Here is a 17,777-nt window from a genome sequence, read left to right as displayed (position 1 = left end):
CCCGCATGCCGGGGACCCGCTCAACCGATTGTTTCTGACTGTCTGGAAGAGTTTTCCTATTCTGAAGCTGCCAACCTCATGCCCGGATCCGTACCCATGAGCCATCGCCTGCCGCCCCTGAACGGATTGCGTGCCTTCGAGGCCGCCGGCCGCCACCTGAGCTTCAAGGCCGCCGCGATGGAACTCTCCGTCACGCCCGGCGCCGTCAGCCAGCAGGTGAAGCACCTGGAACAGGCGCTCGGTGTGCCGTTGTTTCAACGCCTGCACCGCAGCCTGATCCTCACCGCGCAGGGCGAAGCCTTGCTGCCGGAAGTCGCGGCGGCATTTGAACGGCTGTCGAAGGCCAGCGACACGGTCGCGAAGGCCTTGAAGACGAAGCCGCTCCGCCTTGGCATCTCGCCGGCCCTGAGTGACGAGCCCGACCGCCTGCTCGCCCACCTCGCCGGCTCGAAGCGCCCGCCCGACTATGTGCGGGCGGTGACGACCGACGATCTGGCCGATCTTCTTGCCGGCCGTCTCGATGCCCTGCTCCGTCCGGGTTCTGGTCCCTATCCTGGCCTGCATGCCGAAGTGCTGGAACTTGCACCCGGCTTCGGAAACCACGAGAAGGCCTCGCTGGTGGTCTGGCCCGGCCTTGCCCGCTGCCGCGAATTCACCCTGGTGCGGGCTCTCCTGGTAAAAATTGAAGCATGACCGATCCATGCGCGTTGCGCTCGAAATCGGAAAGCTTCCCTACCGCCACTCCCGCCCGTCCATGTCCTGATAGACCCTGAACCGGTCGCGCACCGCCAGCCAGTCCTCGGCCAGCATTTCGAAGATGTGCAGGTCGATCTCCTGGCCGTCTTTCACCACCTGGCGCTTCAGCACGCCGACCGGGCGGTAGCCGATCAGCGGCTGGCCTTTCAGCAGGCGGGGGCTGTTGGTGCCCATAATGTGGTTCACCACCTTGCGCAGCCCAAGCGTGAAGAAGACGTGGTTCAGCATGTAGGCGAAGTTCAGCGGAGCCGCCCCCGTCCGCCCTGCCCGCTCGCCCATCAGCACGCCGAAGGTGGCGATCCGCCATTCCGGCTCGGTGATGGTGATGGAGACGTGGCCGGCCGGCACGCCGTCGACGCAGAGGATGCGGTGGACATAGTCGTCCCGTTCCGCGCAGCGCCGCAACCACGCCTTCTGCCGCTCCACGTCATAGGGCACGACGCTCAGCATCTGGCCGGCAATGTCGGGCCGCGTGCGCCAGTCGAGCATAAGTTCGGCGTGGTCCTCCGTCGGCTCGATGAAGGTGAGCGTTCCGCTCATGCAGCCTCTCCCAGTTGGCGCAGCATCGCCTGATGGAAGTCGAGAATGCGGCGTTCGCGCCGGCCATAGATGCCGGTCATGTGGGGAAGATCGGCGATGCCCGGCCGGCCCTGCTGCACCGCCTCGCAGACCGGGCGGTCCTCGGCGATCACGGTGCCGGCGGACTCGATCAGATAGGTGGCGGTGGAGCGGTGGAAGGCCTGCTCGCGCGCCGTCTCCAGCCGGGTGGTGGGAAGGAACAGCTGCCACCGCAGGACCGAAGCGTCGGGGGCGATGGGATCGACCCGGTGCGGGATCACCGTGGCGCCGTAGAAGGTCGCCAGATAGAAGTTCGGGAAGATGAAGGTGTGGCGGTAGACGGGTTCATCGGCAAAGCGGCGCATGCGCAGCTTGGCGTCCAGCTTCTCCCACCAGCCGGCGGTGCCGTCGGCCAGCAGCCAGCGGGAATCGCTGTTGGCGCCGTGCCGTTCGGTGACGAGGTGGTTCTGCCAGTCGGGATGTACGGCAGGGTGGATGGTGTCGGGATGGACGGTGGAACCGTGGAAGTCGTCCATCGTGTTCTCGACCAGCGCCTTCCAGTTGGCCTGGAAGGCGATGCCGACGGGAGCCTGCGGGTTCAGGCAGTTGGCCGACATCATCGCCAGCCGCTCGCCATAGGGGGCGAGATGCTGGGCCAGAGTCGGGCCACCCTCTCGTGCCACGCGGGCGAAGACCAGGGCGCCGCAGCGGTCGATCTGCAAGGGCCGCACCCGTTCCCCGTCGCGGCAAACGCCCTCCATCGCCTCGCCACCCATCGCCTCGCCGCGGCGGTGCAATTCGAAGCGCAGACCGGCCATCTCGGCGGTCAGGACGTTCGTGTCGTCGAACACGCCCATATAGAGCCAGCAGCGGCCGAAGACCCGCTCGCGTTCCTGGACGAAAGCCTCTTCGGTCCAGAAATGGCTGTGGGGCAGGAAGGCACCGTCTTCGGGGACGATGCTCTGGACGGGATGCGCGCTCATGCCGGCTGCTCCGCATCGGCGGTGGCGGAATAGAAGGCGGTGGTGCGGGAGAAGCGGCTGTCTGCGCCGTCTGGCGCGGCGCTGTGCAGGACCAGCACGCCGTCTGGCGCCAGATGGATGCGCAGGTTGGCGGCTTCGATCGTCTCCCAGTCCTCTGCCGGCTCCACCGTGTCGCCGCGGCGGGGAAAGACGTCCGACAGGGCGGCCAGCCGGGCGAACAGGTCCGCACCCAACTCCTCCTCCAGCGATGGGCCGTCGGCCGCCACCCGGATGAAGACCAGCCGGCCGCAGCGGGCCAGAGAGGCCGGATGCAAGGCCAGCCGCCGGCGCCCCTCCGCCTCCAGCTGGAAGTCGGTCGGGTTGAAGGGCAGGCCCACCGGCACGCCGTCGGCGTCGAAGCTCCAACCGTGATAGGGGCAGCGCAGCGGACCGCAGCCCGACGGCTCGCCATGGATCACGGCGAAGCGGTGGGTGCAGACGTTGCGGAAGGCGACCACCCGCCCCTTGATGTTCTGCGCCACCAGCGGCACCGTCCCCACCCGCGTGGTGACGAAGGCGTTGGGGCCGGCGAGGTCGGCCGCCATGCAGAGGTGGAACCAGCAGGTTTCGGGAGAGCCGTTCTGCATTGCGGGCCTCAGGCGGTGCGGCCGCCGTCCACCGTGACGATGGACCCGGTCATCCAGCGGCTGGTGTCGGCGAGCAGATAGGCGATCATGTGGGCGATGTCGTCGGGATGGCCGAAGCCCAGCGGCTGCAGCGTGCGCAGATGCTCGTACTGTTCGGCGGTCAGCTTCTGCTTGCCGCGCTCGATCAGCTCGGTCTCGACAATGGAGGGAACCACGCAATTGACGCGGATGCCGTCGCTCAGCAGCTCCACCGCCAGTCCCTTGGTGGCGGCGATGATGCCGCCCTTGCTGGCGGCATAGACGACGTTGCCGGGCGAGGCCGCCGTCGCGGCGGTGGAGGAGATCAGCGCGATTGCCGCCCGCTCGGCATGACACCCCTTCTGCCGCAGCCCGCGGGCGAGCGCCAACGCGCTGCCCAGATTGGCCCGCATCACCTCGTCGAAGAAGGCGGCGGAGAAGATGCGGATCGGCCGCAGGGTCTGGATGCCGGCACAGTGCGCGATGCCATCGAAGGGTGAATCGTCGGCGCACAGCCCCTTCACCCAGCCGGGCACCGCTTCCAGATCTGACAGGTCGAAGGGGGCGATGGCGTGGTCGTCTCCTTCCAGCCGGTCCGCCGTCTCGGCCAGCCGTTCCTCGTCGCGGCCGTTCAGCACCAGCCTTGCGCCGAGCTTCGCCAGCACCACCGCCGTCGCCCGGCCGATCCCGGCCGACGCCCCGGTCACCAGGATGCGGCGGCCGGTCAGGTCCATGGGGTTGTAGACGGCTGTCATGGCGGGGAAATCCAGGTTGGTGGCGTGTCGGGATGCGGACCATAGCACAGGCGCGTTCCGCCTCCGGCTGCGGCTTTTTCGATGGGCGGCGGATGGGGCTTGCCCAAGCTCCGTCCAGGGCGCCGGACACTGCTATTGTCTGAAATCAAGGATCTGGAAACCAGTTGCCCGCCACTCTGCGCTATGGTGCCGGACACCGGTTTCCGAAAAGGCCCCTGCCGGGCCCTTGAACACGCGAAGGACAGGACAGCCATGAAAGCCATCATCGACGGCATCCGGATCGCCGGCCTGCGCGCGGTGGTGCCGCCCCAGCGCCATTCCTTCGTCGAGGACCCCGGCATGTTCACGGTGGAGGAAGCGAAGAAGCTGGCCGCCACCATCGGCGTGCAGGAGCGCCGCGTGCTGCCGCCGCCCTACTGCGCGTCGGACCTCTGCCTCGCCGCGGCGGAGGGGTTGATGCAGCAGCTGGACTGGGATCCGGCGACGGTGGAGGTGCTGGTCTTCGTCTCGCAAGACGCCGATTACGTGCTGCCGGCCACCGCCTGCATCATGCAGCACCGGCTGGGGCTGCCGACCAGCGCGGCGGCCTTCGACGTGCCGCTGGGCTGCTCCGGCTATGTCTACGGCCTGTGGATCGCGGCGAAGCTGCTGGGCGGGTCGTCGGCCCGCCGCGCGCTGGTGCTGTGCGGCGACAACCCGACGCGTCACCTGCACCCCCAGGACCGCGCCACCCTGCCCCTGTTCGGCGATGCCGGATCGGCCACCGCGCTGGAGGTCGATCCGGCGGCCCCGCCCATTCCGGTGGTGATCGGCACCGATGGCGCCGGCGCGCCGCATATCTTCGTCAAGGCCGGCGGCAAGCGCCATAGCCTGATCCCGCCGGTCGGCACGGAAGGCCGGATCGCCGACGAGGAGGCCGCCGCCCAACTGGAACGCGATTCTCGCCTGACGCTGAACGGGGCGGAGGTGTTCTCCTTCACACTCCGCGCCGTGCCGCCGCTTCTGCGCGAGGCGATGGACCATGCCGGCACCGACGTTGACGGCATCGATCGCTTCGTCCTGCATCAGGCCAACGCCTTCATGCTGGAGCATCTGCGCAAGCGCATCAAAGCGCCGGCGGAGAAGTTCATCATCGACATGCAGGGTTTCGGCAACACCAGCTCGGCTTCCATCCCGCTGGCGATCTGCCACAGCATGGGGGCACAGCTGGCGTCCGGGCCGGTCAAGACGCTGATGGCCGGCTTCGGGGTGGGCTGGTCCTGGGGCGCTATGGTGGCGGAGCTGGGACCGATGCCGGGGCCGCAGGTGGTGGATTTGCCCGAAGGGTATCCGGTACTGGCGGTATAATAGATACCTAAAATTATCAGTTTCTCCCAAGGAGAAGTGTTTATGGAAGAGCAAGTCGTTTCCGAGTCTATGCGGCCGGGCCTGAAGCAGGATCTTGATATATACTTCGATCCCGCTTTTGCCGATGTCCTTGAGACATGGGGTGTTGGAAATGTATGGACTGAAATTCAGATTCTTATGGGTGCGCGTAAGGGGCGGGTTCTCGACATCGCCTGCGGTACTGGGCGCACGTATGATTTCCTGCAGAGATTCGAAGACTTGGAGTATCACGGATGTGATATCTCAAATCTTCTGATTGAACGGGCTTACGCCCGCGGCATTCCTGAAAGTCGAGCCCGGGTGGCGGATGCCACATGTCTTCCTTATGAAAACAATTATTTCGATTTTGTCTTTTCGATCGGTTCTATCGAGCATTTCACGGAAGCTGGTATTGAAGCGATGCTGATGGAATGCCGGAGAGTCTGCCGTGGCCTGGGCTTCCATCAGTTCCCGGTGTCAATCCGCGAGAAAGATGAGGGCTGGATTTCGCCATACCAGAGTTACTGGAACAATTCAGAAGCCTGGTGGATGGAGAAATTCGGAAAAGTCTATGGGAACAATATAGTCGTCATACCCTCCCGGTGGAGTGACGCTCTTTCGCGAGGGGTTTGGTTCATCACTTATGAACCTGGCTGGATACTCTGAAGTTCTTGTATATCCCGCTCCCATCGAACGAAACACAGTCAGGCCACAGTGCTGAATGAGCACGCAATTGGAACTCGCCAGCCGGTTGATCGACTGCCGGCGCTATTCAGAAGCCCTGGACATCCTGGAGTCACCTCCATTCCATCCATCTTCGGACTGGCTGGTCCAGCATCGCCGTTGCCTGGCACGGATGCTGAGGTTCGCAGAGGCGGCGGAGGTCGGACGCCGCGTTCTTGCCGGCGATGACGTGCCAGCGGTGGAGTGGTTTCGCCAGAGCCAAATCCTGGTGCGTGCCGGTCTGTTGCAGGAGGCTGTGCAGGCGGCAGAACAGGCACTGGTGCGGTCGCCGCAGGCGGCGTTTCTCCCACCCCTGATAGAGGCCCTTCTCCGCGATCCGGGATTGATGCAGATGGCCGGGCCGCTGCTCGAAGCTCTGGCCGAGCAAAGAGCTGAAACGCCCGCCGGTACAGAGTTGCACGACGGAGGAGTGCAGGGCGATGCATCTGTCCATGTGCCCATGCGCCTTCCCTATTATGCTCCACTCTGTGCTGACCATCCCTTCGTTATGGGCTGGGTTCATCAAACCTCTTCCCTCAGATTTCTGATCGGGCAAGGCCCCGCTGACTTCAGCGGGCTGAGCGATGCGGTCAACTTTGCCCGGAAGCACTTCACAAAGCTGCTTCATCTCCATCCCACGGTGACCGTGGAATATGCCGCGGCATATGTCTCATCCAGATTTGAAAGTCTTTTGTATCATTCCCCAGGATCTCTGATCGACTTCATGTCAATGGCAGTCATGAGCTTGGGGCAACGGCCATATTTGCTCGCTTTCGATTACATCCCTTCTCTTTTTCATCCATTTTTTGCATACGAAGACATGGCCGTCGATCGGAACTCTCCATTCTATTGGATCGTGCGGGAGTCCTTGGAGAATTCGGCATGCTTGGCAATCATTACCACCTATGCCTCTTCCGGAGACATGTTGGAGCGTTATTTTTCCAGTCAGCATATCAGAAAGAAGTGCGTCTTCATCAATCCCTGTTTCTCTATCGATGAAACGATGAATGAAATAGAGCAGGAAGATGTGGCGGATCGTGAATCCAACACTATTCTTTTCACCTCAAGCCGCCATGCGACTGGAGAAAATTTCTACGCACGCGGCGGAGTAGATGTGTTGAACGCTTTCGAGGATTTGGCGACTTCTTTCCCTGATCTTCGGCTTATCCTGCGATCTCCCCTTCCAGCCACCTTGTCTTCTCGCCTGCGCCAGTTGGTGGATACACATCCCCGCATCGAGCATTATCCGGATCCGATGCCCTGGCCAGAGTTTCGCCGTCTGTTTCAGCGTGCTTCGATCTTCGCGCTGCCGGGAGTCACGGCTTACCGGAACGGGTTGGTCCAGGCGATGGGATGGGGCGTCGTCCCGCTCGTTTCCGACGGGGCGCATATGGCTGACCTAGTGGAGGATGGGGTTACAGGAACGATTGTGCCCGGCCGCGCTGCCCTCTCCTGTTTCGATGAGGCTTCCGGCTGCATGATTCAACGCTGGGCCTGCCTGCTCCAGGAGACGGACGCGCCTGCGGATCCGGTGTTCGCCGCCCGCTACCGGGATGCGTTGCGCGGCTTGCTCGAGGATCCAGACCGCCTCGCTCAGCTGCGGCAGGCCAACATGTCGCGTCCGAACCTGAACCGGATGACCGCGGACGATCTGATCCGCTTCCAGTCCACGATCTCCGCGGCTCTCGATCAGGCCAAATGCCGAAAGATCAACGGATAGCCGTTATACACCGTAAAGCTTCCCCGGGCATCCAACGCCCGGGCGATTTCCGACACGAACTGGCTTGCGATGACGATGACCGCCTCCTGTAGTTCGTCTTCGCCCACATCGTCGAGACGGCGAAGGGGGAGTTCCCAAGCCTCTCCCCGGCGCTTGCTGTCCAGGAAACCCTGGATGGTCAGATCATCGCGCTTGGACAGCTCCAGCAGCAGAATTCTGCCTCCCTTCGACGCCCCATAGATCAGAATCGGGCGGTGCGGCGCCAAGCCTCGGACATCCTCCCATCCTTGGATGGCCGGCAGTGCCGAGACGCGTTCATGGTCCAGGTCGTTCCAAATCGCCAGCCGTCCGGAATCCACCTCCGGCCGACCGGCAGCCTGCGTCCGCGTAACGGCCAGTACCGAATCCAGGCGCTCAAGGCGGGCCAGACGCTGTGCTGAACGTGTTGCCTGCGTTCGGGCGAAGACGGTGTTGTCGGTCCCGTCGGTCCGCCAATGAAAGGCGGAGGTGACCAGCCAGCTCGGCACAACCGTTCCCCGCAGGGCAAGCTGCCGCAGCAGATACAGATCCTCCATTGAATCCAGCCGGGGATCGCGCAACAGCCGGGCATTCAGCATAGCTGATCGCGCGATATAGCTGTTCGACGTGATGTAGTTTTGCCCGTTTAAAAGCTCGCACCGGTCATAAGGCTCGAAATATGCCAGGGCATGGCGGCTGTCGCCCTCACCGTCCGGGCCGTCCTCGACCACTTTCACCGATCCGGCATAGACCAGATCCGCCTCAGCCGCCTCAGCCGCGTGCAGCAGGCTGCTGACATGGTTGGGATGAAGCGTGTCATCGTCGTCCAGAATGCCGAACCAGGGCGCCTGCAGATGATGCAAGCCGGTCAACAGCGCGGTGCTTCGCTTGGCGCCGAAAGCGTCCACGCAGCGAATACGGGCGAAGCGGGCGGAAAATTCCGTCAGCAGACCTGAAGGATCAGGGGGCCCGGCGTGGCGGACGAGGACCACTCCCATATCGTTGTGCGTCTGAGCGGCCAGCGAGGACAGGCAGCGGCGCAGATAGGAAAGGGGCCGTCCGCCGCAGCGGACAATATAGTCCACTCCATCTGCGCTCCGCCCCTCCTTTGGGGCGTGGTCGAAGCCACAGGACAGGCGGACACGGCTCAGCAGGTCCGGAAGCGCTTCCAACAACCGTTCCAGTGTGAAGGATTTCACGAAGCGGTCCTGGCAACGGAGAGCCATGGCCATGGCCTCTTTCCGATGGGTTCGCGCCCATGCGATGTGCCGGGCAACAGTGTCGGCAACCTCCTTTGCTGTGCCCGTCATATCGACGTAGAGAACGTCTTCGCCAAACTGCTCCACCACGAATGGATGCCGGTCGCTGATGATCAGGCATCCGGCCGCGCACAATTCGAAGATCCGCATGTTGGGGATACCGGCGTCGATATGGGCCGGCAGATGCAGGCAAAGACCTATCCCGCTGTCGCTGGCCTTATCCAGCAGGGCCTTCCCATCGAAAGGCAGTTCACCCCGGTAAGCGGTGGCGCAATGCTGCCAGCGATCCCTGGGACCCCATACATCGAGCAGGTCCAATGCCTCCAGATGAGCGAACAGGCCGGCAAAGCGGGTCCCATCCCAGTTGGAGCCGACATAGAACGCCCGGCTGTCCGGACGGATGTGGGGAGCATGTAGGGCGGTATGGCAGCTTGGAAAGAAAGAGGCGGTCTGCGCAGACCGTGTCGTGGGGAAGAGCATCGTCTCCACCCAGTCCCGCATATCCGGTCCGGCTGTGAGGAAGCCGTCGTAGGATAGGATTTTGCGTAGGCGGGCAGGCTCGTTTTCGAAGAAGGCGGGTGGATTCCACAAGCATCCCAGAGTGGGGAAGCGGGTCAGTTTCGGTGCATCGGTGTGCAGGGCCAGCACGAGGTCGGGGGCTGCCGCCTCGATCTCCGCACCAGTGCGGCAAAGGTGGGACGTCCATCCCAGCCGGGTGGTCGCAAGACCAATCCGGCAGGCCAGCTCGTGCTCCGCGCAGGGAAATCCGGGGGAAAGGGGGTGTGCAGGGCGATGCGCATGAAACGTGCCGGTCCTTCTTTGCCGGTCAATGCCGATTGCCGCCGTCCTGGGTCGGCCGGGCGGCGATGTCGGCGTGCATGCAGGCAAGCAGTGCCCGTGCGCATGTCAACTGGCGCTGTTTGTTGCGGCGGGATGCCTCCTGTTCCCGCTCCGCGACCGGTCCCGGGGAAAGGAGCGGCAACACGCCGGCGAGAACGGAGGTCATATCCTCCGGATTGCCGGCTTGGAAATAGAAGGCGTCCTCACCCAGCTGCTCACGATGGACCGGAAGATCGGACGCGATGATCGGACAACCAATCGCGCGCGCATCCTCAATCACCGTGCTCCAGCCTTCGAATAGGGATGGCTGCAGAACGGCGGTGCATCCACGCAGCAGTCCAATCTGGGTGCTCTGTTCCACAACCCCCAGGTGGCGAATCCGGTTCTGCAGACCACGCGCGGCGACCCACTCGAACAGACCGGCGTAATGGCTATCGCCCCGGGGATCGGCGCTGCTGCCGGTGCAAGCCAGAGTCAGTGGTGTTCCTTGCCCGCACAGCCGCTCGACGGCTTTGAAAGCGGTCTCGTGATCCTTGTGGATCCAGAACTGATTGGGAATGTACAGATAGGTTTCCGCCAGGTGGTATCGCTCCCTAACCAACTGCGGGTCCTCCCCGCTGCCGGAATCGAGAGTGCTGGTGAAGGACCAGACATAGGGGCTGCTGCGATGGTCGGGATAGAAGCGGCGGAAATCCGCTTCCGCGTCGCGGCTGCTGAAAAGGATTGGTCCTTCCCGGTCGGCAAGTGCGGCAAAGACACTGTCCCGCTCGGCAAGCTCCCGAGCCGGGAACAGGTGCGGCAGGTGACGATGCTGGAAGTCGGGGATCCAGGCCCAATGGCGTGCGGTCGTGATCGCTTCATGCTGGGAAAACGGCATTGGAAAGATGGCGTCGGCCGCCATGGCCAATCGGCGACGGCGGGCATGTGGCTCTATGCTCTCCAGGCGCTGCCGCTCCTCGTCATCGCGTACCCACAGCAGGGTTCCGCCGGGGCCAACGACGCGTGCGACGTTGCTTCCCGTGCAAGCGGTCCGCACATAGTCCGGCCACTCTCCCGCGGCATCGTCGAACACCGTGACATCCGGCGCCTCCGACGGTGGCAGGCGCTCCAGAATCCGCAGCAGGTTGACGATATAGTTCATCCCGCCGAACCATTGCCGGTAACCGGCGTAAAGCGGGATCAGCAGGGACAGACGCTTCTCTGCCGGGTCAGGTGCCAGACCGTTCATCGTTCACCAGCCCCAATATGGCATCCGGCTCGTTGAACAGCACCCGGGCGGAGAAATCGACCCAAAGCGGTTCGTGGTGGCGTGCTGCCCGCATCGTCTCGACAGCCTCTTCCCGCCGGCCCAAACGCAGCAGGATGTATGCGCGTCCGCAAAGTGTCAGAGACCAGGAAGGCAGCAGCCCAAGGGCGATATCGATCTGCTCCAGCCCAGCCTCCGGCTTCCCGTCCGCAGTGAGGCTCAGGGCGTAGACGGTGCGCAGGTAGGGATCGTTCTGGATCTGCGGGACCAGGCCGGCGAGTTGGGCGTTGGCTTCGGCCACACGTCCGAGACGCAGCAGAACGATGCCCCGTGTACCGATCATCTGGCTGTCGCCCGGGCTCTTCGCCAGGGTCAGGTCGATATGCTGAAGGGCTTCCGGCAGGCGCGCGGCCGCCATCAGGGTGGACCCCATCAGGCTGTTGATGCTCGATGGCGAGCGGAAGCGATGATTCAGGGCTTGCTGAAACCATGACAGGGCAGCATCCCACTGCTGCTCCAGCAGAGCGACGTTGCCCATCAGGTAGAGGGCATCCGGCCAATCGGGCTGGTGGCGCACACATGCTTGGGCATGGTGGCGCGCCTGCTGGAGGTCGCCCTGAATATACAGGATTTCGGCAAGTCCGAAGTGCACTCCGGCCGAATCCGGGTTCCATCCGATGGCGGCTTGGTAGCAGCGGACAGCATCGTCGGTCCGCCGTGCCAGACGGAACTGGTTGCCGACCGTCTCCGCCACTTCAGCCAGCAGGGCGACCTCCGTCGCTTGGCGGGCGACAGCCTCGTTCAGAAGCCGCCAGGCATCTTCGGTCTTCCCTTCGGTTGCGGCGTCACGGGCCAAGGCAGCGGTTCCATTCCCCTTATAGAACGGGTCCGTCTCAAGCGCCTGCCGGTGAAGTTGGGCTGCGCCAGCGGGATCGCCGGCTCTCTCCAGCAAATCGCAAAGTCGCAGAAAGGCGCGGAACTCCATCGCGTCGGCGTCTATGGCTCGCCGGTAAGCGTCGACCGCTGCGCTCAGGCTCTCCCGCTCCAGGGCCACACCCATACAGTAATGGTAGTTTGCCGAGGTGCTTTCCTTGATGCGGCGGCGCCAGTTCTCGATTGCCTCGGGGCTGGAATTCATGGGGGTCATCTTCGCGGCAGGCAGGAGAGAGGGGGGAGCGCAACCACAGCAACTCTAGGGCATTGTGTGGAAGATTGCTCGCGCTTTGTAAAGCACCCAAAGCCGTCGGTTCTGCGGCGCTCCGCCTTGGCCGCTTCCCGAAAGCCGCCTCCCGAAGTTACCCGAACGACAGGAACGGGAGACGAAGCAAGGTGCGGAGATCAAAAGCGCAGACGATGAAAATCGTATCTGGAACAGACTTCCGGAACAGCGCATAACCGTTTTCGAACGCTCCCAGAAAAGTGTTGCAGCAATGTGGACCACCGCCGCGGAATCCCGTCCTGTCGAGTCTCTGCCCAAGCCGGCAGGGGAGTGGACCCGGGACCATGCGGCGGCCACCTGCTTCTTTCGCGCTTCCAACTGGTATCCTCCGGTACTGGCCGGGGTCCGTACCCTGGAGGAGTGGCTGTTCGCCGCTGGCCTGATCGAGGAAGCGGCGGCGTTGACCGAACGTCTGTCACCGGACGACTATGGCACCTACGTGACGGCTTGGTACCGTGAGGGGCTGGCCCGGTACGGCTCCTCCTGGCGCTACGCGGACATCGTTACGGCACTGCTGGCCGCCTCCCGTCGACTTGTCCCTGAACGCTATCTGGAGATTGGTGTCCGCCGGGGACGCAGCCTGTGTACCGTTGCCAGCCAAGCTCCCGACTGCGCCCTGTACGGGTTCGATCTGTGGGTGTCCAACTATGCGGGCATCGAGAACCCCGGCCCCGAGTTCGTTCGCACGGAACTGGACAGGGTCGGACACCGCGGCTCCGTCCAGTTCGTGAATGGCAACTCCCACCAGACGCTTCCTGCCTTCTTCGCCGCACATCCGGACCTGACCTTCGACCTGATCACGGTCGACGGAGATCACTCCACCTTGGGTGCGGCACAGGATATCTGCGATGTGATCCCCCGGCTGCGGATCGGCGGCATTCTTGTCTTCGATGATGTCTGTCACCCTGCCCTGCCGGGCCTGCGTCAGGTCTGGCAGGAACTGGTTGCCAGCCAGCCTCGCTTCTCTGCCGTTACCTTCGACGAGGCCGGTTACGGCGTCGGGATGGCGATCCGGCGGTTCTGAGCTTCTTGCTGCAACCGCAGGATTTCCGGTATCGCCCATTCCAGATAGGCATCCAGCCCCTCTCCGAGCGGTCGGGGTGGCGGTAAGCCGAGACTGCGGGCAAGAGTGGTGTCCGCACAGTAGAAGGCCGGATCGCCGGCGCGCCCGGCGCCATCGAAGCGGAAGGCCCGGCCTCCTGTACGGTCGGAAATCAGCGCCGCCAGTTCGGCCAAGCGGGTGGCGGTTCCGCTCCCGCCATTCACCACCTGCGGCAGGCGACAAGCCGGAAGCTCCACAAGACGGTCGAGAAGGCTCAATGCATCGTCGATGAACAGGAAATCGCGGGCATTCTCTCTTCCTCCGCCGAGCAGAAGAACATCCTCTTTGGCTGCCCACAGGAAACGCCTGGTCCAGTCCCAGAGCACCTGCTTGCGCAACCCGGGCCCGTATAGCGAAAAGAAGCGGATCGCCACCGTCGTCAAGCCATGAAGGGACCGTGCTTCGCTCAGGAGAAGTTCGACCCCCAATTTATGCCAGCCATACACCGACACCGGCGTGCATGGGCTCTTCTCATCCAGCGGCTCTTCCCCGCGGTTGCCGTAGACGGCGGCGCTCGACGGATAAAGCACGCGAACCGGGGCCTTGGTCCGGCGCAGCCGGTCGAGCAGACAGGCAGTTTCCACCACCGTCCGTTCATAGTTGAGCAGGGGGGCGAGGGCCGCCGCCGCGACGAGCCCCCCGCCCGCGGCATGCAGGACGATGTCCGGAATCTCCCGCTCCAGTGCCTGGGCCGTGGCTTCGCCCAGCGGACCGGGAATCCAGCGGCAGGTCAGCGGCCCACAATCGTCCGGCGGGGGATGATCGCCCGGAAAGGCAACGACATGATGTCTGGAGCGCGCAAAATGCCGGACTGCGTGCCCGCCAAGGAAGCCTGCGGCCCCGGTTATCCAAATCGTTGTCATGCTGCCTGACATCCCTGCCGCCGATTGGGAGAGTAGAGTATATATCTGCCGATGGATTCGCAGGCCAAATACCGGTCCCCGACCGATGCGAACTGCTGCGAAGCGGATGTCCGGGAAGGAGTATCGGCGGAATGCCGTTAAACTTGCACACTGTAAGTGCCAGAGAGATTCTGGACATCTTAAACAGTCCCTTTATGGAAATTTCCTATTCCCAGGAAGGTGAGGATCGCGTCCTCCAAAGGATCTTCGACGGGAAAAGCGTTGGCCTCTACGTTGATGTCGGAGCGCATCATCCATTCAGATTTTCAAATACTTTTGTCTTTTATATGAGAGGCTGGAGCGGGGTGAACATCGATGCCACTCCGGGCAGCATGGCGCTGTTTCGCAAGCACAGACCACGCGACATCAATCTCGAGCATCTTGTCGGCGATGGAGACGAGCCCCTTTCCTTCACCATCTTCGACGAATCTGCCTTGAACAGCGCGGAGGTGGGGCGCGACGCCGCACTCAGCGATCGTTACAAGGTGATCGAGCGGGTGTCGATCGCTCCACGCCGGCTGGATGATATCCTGGACGAATGGCTTCCCCCCGCACGTCCATCGACTTCCTCACCGTCGATGCCGAGGGAAGCGATCTGGCCGTGCTCCGCTCCAATGATTTCACCAGACACAGGCCCCGGATCGTCATCACCGAGGACCGAAGCCTGAATCTGGCCGCTCCGCAAGACAATCCCATCTACCGCCACATGACGGCCAACGGGTATGTCCTTTCATCCAAGCTGCACGCCTCGGCTTTCTGGACCGACGCCGCCGGCTGAAGGCCCAGCGCTATCCTGTGGGCAGACGGCAAGCCGGGCGATCCTGGCGACCAAAGGGGAATGGCGCCGGCTCGTCCGGGAGCCGAAGACATAGGTGCAGAGGCCGCCTTCCATCTGGAGGAGCGCTACGCCCGGCGGAGCGGAATGCACCGGAGGAAAGCCGTCCGGCAGGATCCGCAAGACGGAAACCATGTCCTGGGTTCCAGTAAACAGGAAATGGATGATCCGGCGCAGCTGCCGGCGCAGCTCAAGGGCCTCCGCTTCCGCGGCGCCTGCCAAAGGAAGGGAGGGCCGCTCTGCCCGCAGGGTTTGGATCGGCTGCCCTGCCAGGGTTGCCAGGGCGATCTCCGCCGTTCCCGCCGGGACCAGGGAGCGAGGCAGCTCTTCGAAATCCGCTTCCGTCACCACATCCGCCACCGACAGCGCGCCACCGAAGATGCTCTCATGATACCAGCGGTAGGCACAGGTGATGACTGCGGCGTCCGGTGTCCAGGACAGGAGGGATTCGCACGCAGCAAGGTAGGCTGCAGGACCCGGCTCATTTATTTGCGGACCGATCGGGCTGCACAGCAGCCGTGGAAAGGCGGTGATCGTGGGGATGCCGAGACGGGCCGCCTCGATCCCGATCGAACTCCAGGCGTTCAGCACCAAGTCGGCCGCCTCCATCAGGTCGTAGCTGGAAACCGCGTCCTGCGGCCATACCACGTGAACGTTGGCGGGAAGGCTGGCAAGCCCTTCGCGCAACCGCTCCAGATGGCTCGATCTCACACCGTCACGCCGGTTCACATCCTCGCGCGGGTGAATGCGGATGACCAGCTGGAGGTCCGGACGGCGGCGCATCCACTCAAGCAGCGTGGTCAGCCAGGACATCTGGTCGGGAAACAGATCATGCAGGGCGAGATGCCCGGAACGGCGCATCCCCTCTTCCAGCATGTCCTGCGCATAGATTTCGTCCATGCTGCTGGTATAGGCGACCACGAGCTTACAGCCCGGATCCAGGCCCAGCACCTTGCGGATATCGTCGTCCTGGAAGGTTTTCGATGGGGAGTAGGTGTGGGGGCTGACAGCGGAGAGGCGGGTGATCACATCGTCACCGATGGCGCGGACGGCCTCCGGCGACAGAGGACGGTTGCGGTTCGCCGGCCAGCGATCCAGGATGTCCGCAAGAAACTCCCGGTATTCATAGGGCTGGATCTGAAGAAAGCGGCGGTCCACTCCGTTGTGGCTGGCGCTGATGACGATCCGCGCCCCCAATCCGTAGCGTGCCGCCAAGTCGCAAGCCAACATGTTCAACGCATATTGGCCGTAGACCAGAATGTCGGTGATCCCTTCCCGTTCGATCGCCCGGCGCAAGCCCTCCACGGCGAGGACGCCGGTGTGCACACCTTCCTTCAGCCAGTGTTCCGCATCGGCATCCAACGGATCGTCTGGCGCCAGTTTGCGGACCAGAATCAGGTCATGCATGAACAGCCGACCCAAACGAAAGCCCTCATGCTCCGCCATCCGCGGATCGGCCGAAGCCGCCGTCACGGCCTCGGCCTTGGCCTCGTCCTCCGGCGTGATCAGGGTGGCGAGGTCTAACGTCCCCAACCCGTACCGTCTGCGGATGGCATCCGCGACCCTGACACACAGCGCACATGTGGGGTTGTCGGCTTGGCGCGGTGTTCCGACGGGCATGCGGGCACGGGCGATGCATCGCTGGAACTGGTGGTCGCAGTAGGCCACCAGAACCTCATGTCCTTCGGCCTTCAATGCCATGCCGATCAGTCCCATCGCTCCCGAATGGGGCTTGAAGACGGCTTCGGGGGTGAAGATCAGAACCTTGCGTCTTGCCCCCGGCGCATGGGCGACGGGAACGGGGACCATGCTCATGCCACGGCGTCCCGGGGGATGATCTCTCCCGCCTTCAAGGAGCGGGTGAGCCTGCGTCCGATCAGCAGCGGCCGCTCGGCGGCGGTGAAGTCCGTGGCCGGACGGCCATATTGCATATCGGTGTCCGCCAGCACCGTGCCCGACGGAAGTTCCCGGGCAGCGACGACGCCCTTGCGGTTCGTCTGGCGGCCGGCTTCCTCGGCCTCGGCGACCGGCTTGCCATGGGTGCCCAGCATGGTGCGGATCGCCCGCAGACTGCCGACCAGGGCAGACAGTTCGGCGGGTTCAAGAGACAGGTGATGGTCGCGGAATGTCCTGCCCTCTCGCCTGTCGGTAAAATGAACTTCGACCACCGGTGCGCCCAAGGCGACCGCAGCCAGCATCGCCTCCGATCCCGGCACATGGTTGGAATAGCCGACGGTGACACCGTAACGATCGGCCAGGAAAGGGATGGAGCGCAGATTGGCCTGCTCGGGCGGCGTCGGGTAGGCGGAGACACAATGCATCAGCAGCAGACCGTCCGCCAAGCCATCCGTTCCGCGTTCTTCCCGGATCCAGTCGACGGCGGTGTCGATTTCCTCGACGGTGGCCATTCCCGTGGAGAGGACGACCGGTTTCCCGGTGCGGGCTGCGGCGCGCACCACCGGCTCGAAGGTGAGGTCGCCGCTGGCGATCTTGAAGACCGGACATAGCGTGTCCAGGAAGGGAACGACATCCTCACTGAGAGGAGTCGAAAAGACGGTGACGCCCAGTTGCTCTCCCTCATGCACAAGACGCCGGAACGCATCCTCCTGCAGCGCGAATCTCTGCAGACGGGCAACCCTTTCGGGATCGGCGGAGGATACGTGCCGGTGAGTGGTATAGGTCTGGAACTTGATTGCATCGGCGCCGGCTTCGGCGGCCAGCTTCAGCATCCGCATCGCCGCTTCAGGGTCGCCCTCGTGGTTGAGACCGATTTCGGCCACAACGGCGATGTCCTTTGACAGGTCTTTTCCGAACAGACGCATGCACCCTTCCTCCAAGAGATCAAGTCACCA

The 17,777-nt window shown here is 63.5% G+C and carries 17 protein-coding genes; 7 read left to right on the top strand and 10 right to left on the bottom strand.

Translation table 11 applies throughout. The annotated features are described in order from the left end of the window. Nucleotides 1–96 precede the first annotated feature (96 nt). Nucleotides 97–693 carry a LysR family transcriptional regulator gene (locus tag ABNQ38_RS06715; RefSeq protein ID WP_377806362.1) on the top strand — a complete coding sequence of 199 codons (597 nt, stop codon included), beginning with the start codon at nt 97–99 and terminating at the stop codon, nt 691–693. 39 nt (nt 694–732) lie between these two features. Here the strand turns inward: ABNQ38_RS06715 and ABNQ38_RS06710 are convergent, their stop codons facing one another. Genes ABNQ38_RS06710 through ABNQ38_RS06695 form a run of 4 tightly spaced genes read right to left on the bottom strand, consistent with a single transcriptional unit; the run spans nt 733 to nt 3,696 of the window. Continuing rightward, complete coding sequence (locus ABNQ38_RS06710; protein ID WP_377806361.1) at nt 733–1,296, bottom strand: GNAT family N-acetyltransferase; 564 nt, start codon at nt 1,294–1,296, stop codon at nt 733–735. Next, a complete protein-coding gene (locus ABNQ38_RS06705) occupies nt 1,293–2,297 on the bottom strand; it encodes an RHO alpha subunit C-terminal catalytic domain-containing protein (RefSeq protein WP_377806360.1) in 1,005 nt (334 codons plus the stop codon). The genes ABNQ38_RS06710 and ABNQ38_RS06705 overlap by 4 nt, the downstream gene beginning before the upstream one ends. Continuing rightward, on the bottom strand, nt 2,294–2,923 hold the full coding sequence (locus ABNQ38_RS06700) for a Rieske 2Fe-2S domain-containing protein (RefSeq protein ID WP_377806359.1): 630 nt from the start codon (nt 2,921–2,923) through the stop codon (nt 2,294–2,296). Before ABNQ38_RS06700 ends, ABNQ38_RS06705 begins: the two co-directional genes overlap by 4 nt. 8 nt (nt 2,924–2,931) lie before the next feature. After that, nucleotides 2,932–3,696 carry an SDR family NAD(P)-dependent oxidoreductase gene (locus ABNQ38_RS06695; RefSeq protein WP_377806358.1) on the bottom strand — a complete coding sequence of 255 codons (765 nt, stop codon included), beginning with the start codon at nt 3,694–3,696 and terminating at the stop codon, nt 2,932–2,934. Nucleotides 3,697–3,948: 252 nt separating this feature from the next. Here ABNQ38_RS06695 and ABNQ38_RS06690 point away from each other — a divergent pair, with 252 nt between their 5' ends. From ABNQ38_RS06690 to ABNQ38_RS06680, 3 genes are read left to right on the top strand one after another with little or no spacing between them, the layout of a single operon-like run. Further along, nucleotides 3,949–5,043, top strand: coding sequence for a 3-oxoacyl-ACP synthase III family protein (locus tag ABNQ38_RS06690; RefSeq protein WP_377806357.1), 1,095 nt, complete (start codon nt 3,949–3,951; stop codon nt 5,041–5,043). A 42-nt stretch (nt 5,044–5,085) separates the two neighbouring features. Beyond that, on the top strand, nt 5,086–5,727 hold the full coding sequence (locus tag ABNQ38_RS06685; protein WP_377806356.1) for a class I SAM-dependent methyltransferase: 642 nt from the start codon (nt 5,086–5,088) through the stop codon (nt 5,725–5,727). A gap of 55 nt (nt 5,728–5,782) precedes the next feature. Next, complete coding sequence (locus ABNQ38_RS06680) at nt 5,783–7,504, top strand: hypothetical protein (RefSeq protein ID WP_377806355.1); 1,722 nt, start codon at nt 5,783–5,785, stop codon at nt 7,502–7,504. Here ABNQ38_RS06680 and ABNQ38_RS06675 read toward each other — a convergent pair. The 3 genes from ABNQ38_RS06675 to ABNQ38_RS06665 form a co-directional block, all read right to left on the bottom strand. Beyond that, nucleotides 7,474–9,429: a glycosyltransferase gene (locus ABNQ38_RS06675; protein WP_377806354.1), complete on the bottom strand. Its 1,956-nt coding sequence runs from the start codon at nt 9,427–9,429 to the stop codon at nt 7,474–7,476. The two genes, ABNQ38_RS06680 and ABNQ38_RS06675, sit on opposite strands and share 31 nt — an antisense overlap. Before the next feature lie 178 nt (nt 9,430–9,607). Then, complete coding sequence (locus tag ABNQ38_RS06670; protein WP_377806353.1) at nt 9,608–10,849, bottom strand: glycosyltransferase; 1,242 nt, start codon at nt 10,847–10,849, stop codon at nt 9,608–9,610. Next, nucleotides 10,830–12,005: a tetratricopeptide repeat protein gene (locus ABNQ38_RS06665; RefSeq protein WP_377806352.1), complete on the bottom strand. Its 1,176-nt coding sequence runs from the start codon at nt 12,003–12,005 to the stop codon at nt 10,830–10,832. The genes ABNQ38_RS06670 and ABNQ38_RS06665 overlap by 20 nt, the downstream gene beginning before the upstream one ends. Nucleotides 12,006–12,297: 292 nt before the next feature. Here ABNQ38_RS06665 and ABNQ38_RS06660 point away from each other — a divergent pair, with 292 nt between their 5' ends. Continuing rightward, a complete protein-coding gene (locus tag ABNQ38_RS06660) occupies nt 12,298–13,110 on the top strand; it encodes a class I SAM-dependent methyltransferase (protein ID WP_377806351.1) in 813 nt (270 codons plus the stop codon). Here the strand turns inward: ABNQ38_RS06660 and ABNQ38_RS06655 are convergent. Then, nucleotides 13,077–14,051, bottom strand: coding sequence for an NAD-dependent epimerase/dehydratase family protein (locus ABNQ38_RS06655; protein ID WP_377806350.1), 975 nt, complete (start codon nt 14,049–14,051; stop codon nt 13,077–13,079). The two genes, ABNQ38_RS06660 and ABNQ38_RS06655, sit on opposite strands and share 34 nt — an antisense overlap. A 131-nt stretch (nt 14,052–14,182) precedes the next feature. Between ABNQ38_RS06655 and ABNQ38_RS06650 the strand changes: the two genes are divergently transcribed. After that, nucleotides 14,183–14,758 carry an FkbM family methyltransferase gene (locus ABNQ38_RS06650; RefSeq protein ID WP_377806349.1) on the top strand — a complete coding sequence of 192 codons (576 nt, stop codon included), beginning with the start codon at nt 14,183–14,185 and terminating at the stop codon, nt 14,756–14,758. Then, nucleotides 14,692–14,868, top strand: a complete 177-nt coding sequence (locus ABNQ38_RS06645) for a hypothetical protein (protein ID WP_377806348.1) — start codon at nt 14,692–14,694, stop codon at nt 14,866–14,868. Before ABNQ38_RS06650 ends, ABNQ38_RS06645 begins: the two co-directional genes overlap by 67 nt. Here the strand turns inward: ABNQ38_RS06645 and ABNQ38_RS06640 are convergent. Both ABNQ38_RS06640 and ABNQ38_RS06635 read right to left on the bottom strand, forming a co-directional pair. Continuing rightward, nucleotides 14,821–16,740 (bottom strand): hypothetical protein, encoded by a 1,920-nt coding sequence (locus ABNQ38_RS06640; protein ID WP_377806347.1) that lies wholly within the window; start codon nt 16,738–16,740, stop codon nt 14,821–14,823. The two genes, ABNQ38_RS06645 and ABNQ38_RS06640, sit on opposite strands and share 48 nt — an antisense overlap. Further along, nucleotides 16,737–17,747: an N-acetylneuraminate synthase family protein gene (locus tag ABNQ38_RS06635; RefSeq protein ID WP_377806346.1), complete on the bottom strand. Its 1,011-nt coding sequence runs from the start codon at nt 17,745–17,747 to the stop codon at nt 16,737–16,739. The genes ABNQ38_RS06640 and ABNQ38_RS06635 overlap by 4 nt, the downstream gene beginning before the upstream one ends. Between the last annotated feature and the right edge of the window lie 30 nt (nt 17,748–17,777).

Source organism: Azospirillum sp. A29 (assembly GCF_042604625.1).
Lineage (GTDB): Bacteria > Pseudomonadota > Alphaproteobacteria > Azospirillales > Azospirillaceae > Azospirillum > Azospirillum palustre.
Note: the sequence above shows the minus strand (reverse complement) of the source record. Positions and strands in the feature narration are given on the sequence as shown.

What these genes read in the sequence shown, in the direction of transcription:
- ABNQ38_RS06715 (WP_377806362.1), top strand. Translation starts at nt 97, where the DNA reads ATGAGCCATCGCCTGCCGCCCCTGAACGGATTGCGTGCCTTCGAGGCC.
- ABNQ38_RS06710 (WP_377806361.1), bottom strand. Translation starts at nt 1,296, where the DNA reads ATGAGCGGAACGCTCACCTTCATCGAGCCGACGGAGGACCACGCCGAA.
- ABNQ38_RS06705 (WP_377806360.1), bottom strand. Translation starts at nt 2,297, where the DNA reads ATGAGCGCGCATCCCGTCCAGAGCATCGTCCCCGAAGACGGTGCCTTC.
- ABNQ38_RS06700 (WP_377806359.1), bottom strand. Translation starts at nt 2,923, where the DNA reads ATGCAGAACGGCTCTCCCGAAACCTGCTGGTTCCACCTCTGCATGGCG.
- ABNQ38_RS06695 (WP_377806358.1), bottom strand. Translation starts at nt 3,696, where the DNA reads ATGACAGCCGTCTACAACCCCATGGACCTGACCGGCCGCCGCATCCTG.
- ABNQ38_RS06690 (WP_377806357.1), top strand. Translation starts at nt 3,949, where the DNA reads ATGAAAGCCATCATCGACGGCATCCGGATCGCCGGCCTGCGCGCGGTG.
- ABNQ38_RS06685 (WP_377806356.1), top strand. Translation starts at nt 5,086, where the DNA reads ATGGAAGAGCAAGTCGTTTCCGAGTCTATGCGGCCGGGCCTGAAGCAG.
- ABNQ38_RS06680 (WP_377806355.1), top strand. Translation starts at nt 5,783, where the DNA reads ATGAGCACGCAATTGGAACTCGCCAGCCGGTTGATCGACTGCCGGCGC.
- ABNQ38_RS06670 (WP_377806353.1), bottom strand. Translation starts at nt 10,849, where the DNA reads ATGAACGGTCTGGCACCTGACCCGGCAGAGAAGCGTCTGTCCCTGCTG.
- ABNQ38_RS06665 (WP_377806352.1), bottom strand. Translation starts at nt 12,005, where the DNA reads ATGAATTCCAGCCCCGAGGCAATCGAGAACTGGCGCCGCCGCATCAAG.
- ABNQ38_RS06660 (WP_377806351.1), top strand. Translation starts at nt 12,298, where the DNA reads ATGTGGACCACCGCCGCGGAATCCCGTCCTGTCGAGTCTCTGCCCAAG.
- ABNQ38_RS06655 (WP_377806350.1), bottom strand. Translation starts at nt 14,051, where the DNA reads ATGACAACGATTTGGATAACCGGGGCCGCAGGCTTCCTTGGCGGGCAC.
- ABNQ38_RS06650 (WP_377806349.1), top strand. Translation starts at nt 14,183, where the DNA reads ATGCCGTTAAACTTGCACACTGTAAGTGCCAGAGAGATTCTGGACATC.
- ABNQ38_RS06640 (WP_377806347.1), bottom strand. Translation starts at nt 16,740, where the DNA reads ATGAGCATGGTCCCCGTTCCCGTCGCCCATGCGCCGGGGGCAAGACGC.
- ABNQ38_RS06635 (WP_377806346.1), bottom strand. Translation starts at nt 17,747, where the DNA reads ATGCGTCTGTTCGGAAAAGACCTGTCAAAGGACATCGCCGTTGTGGCC.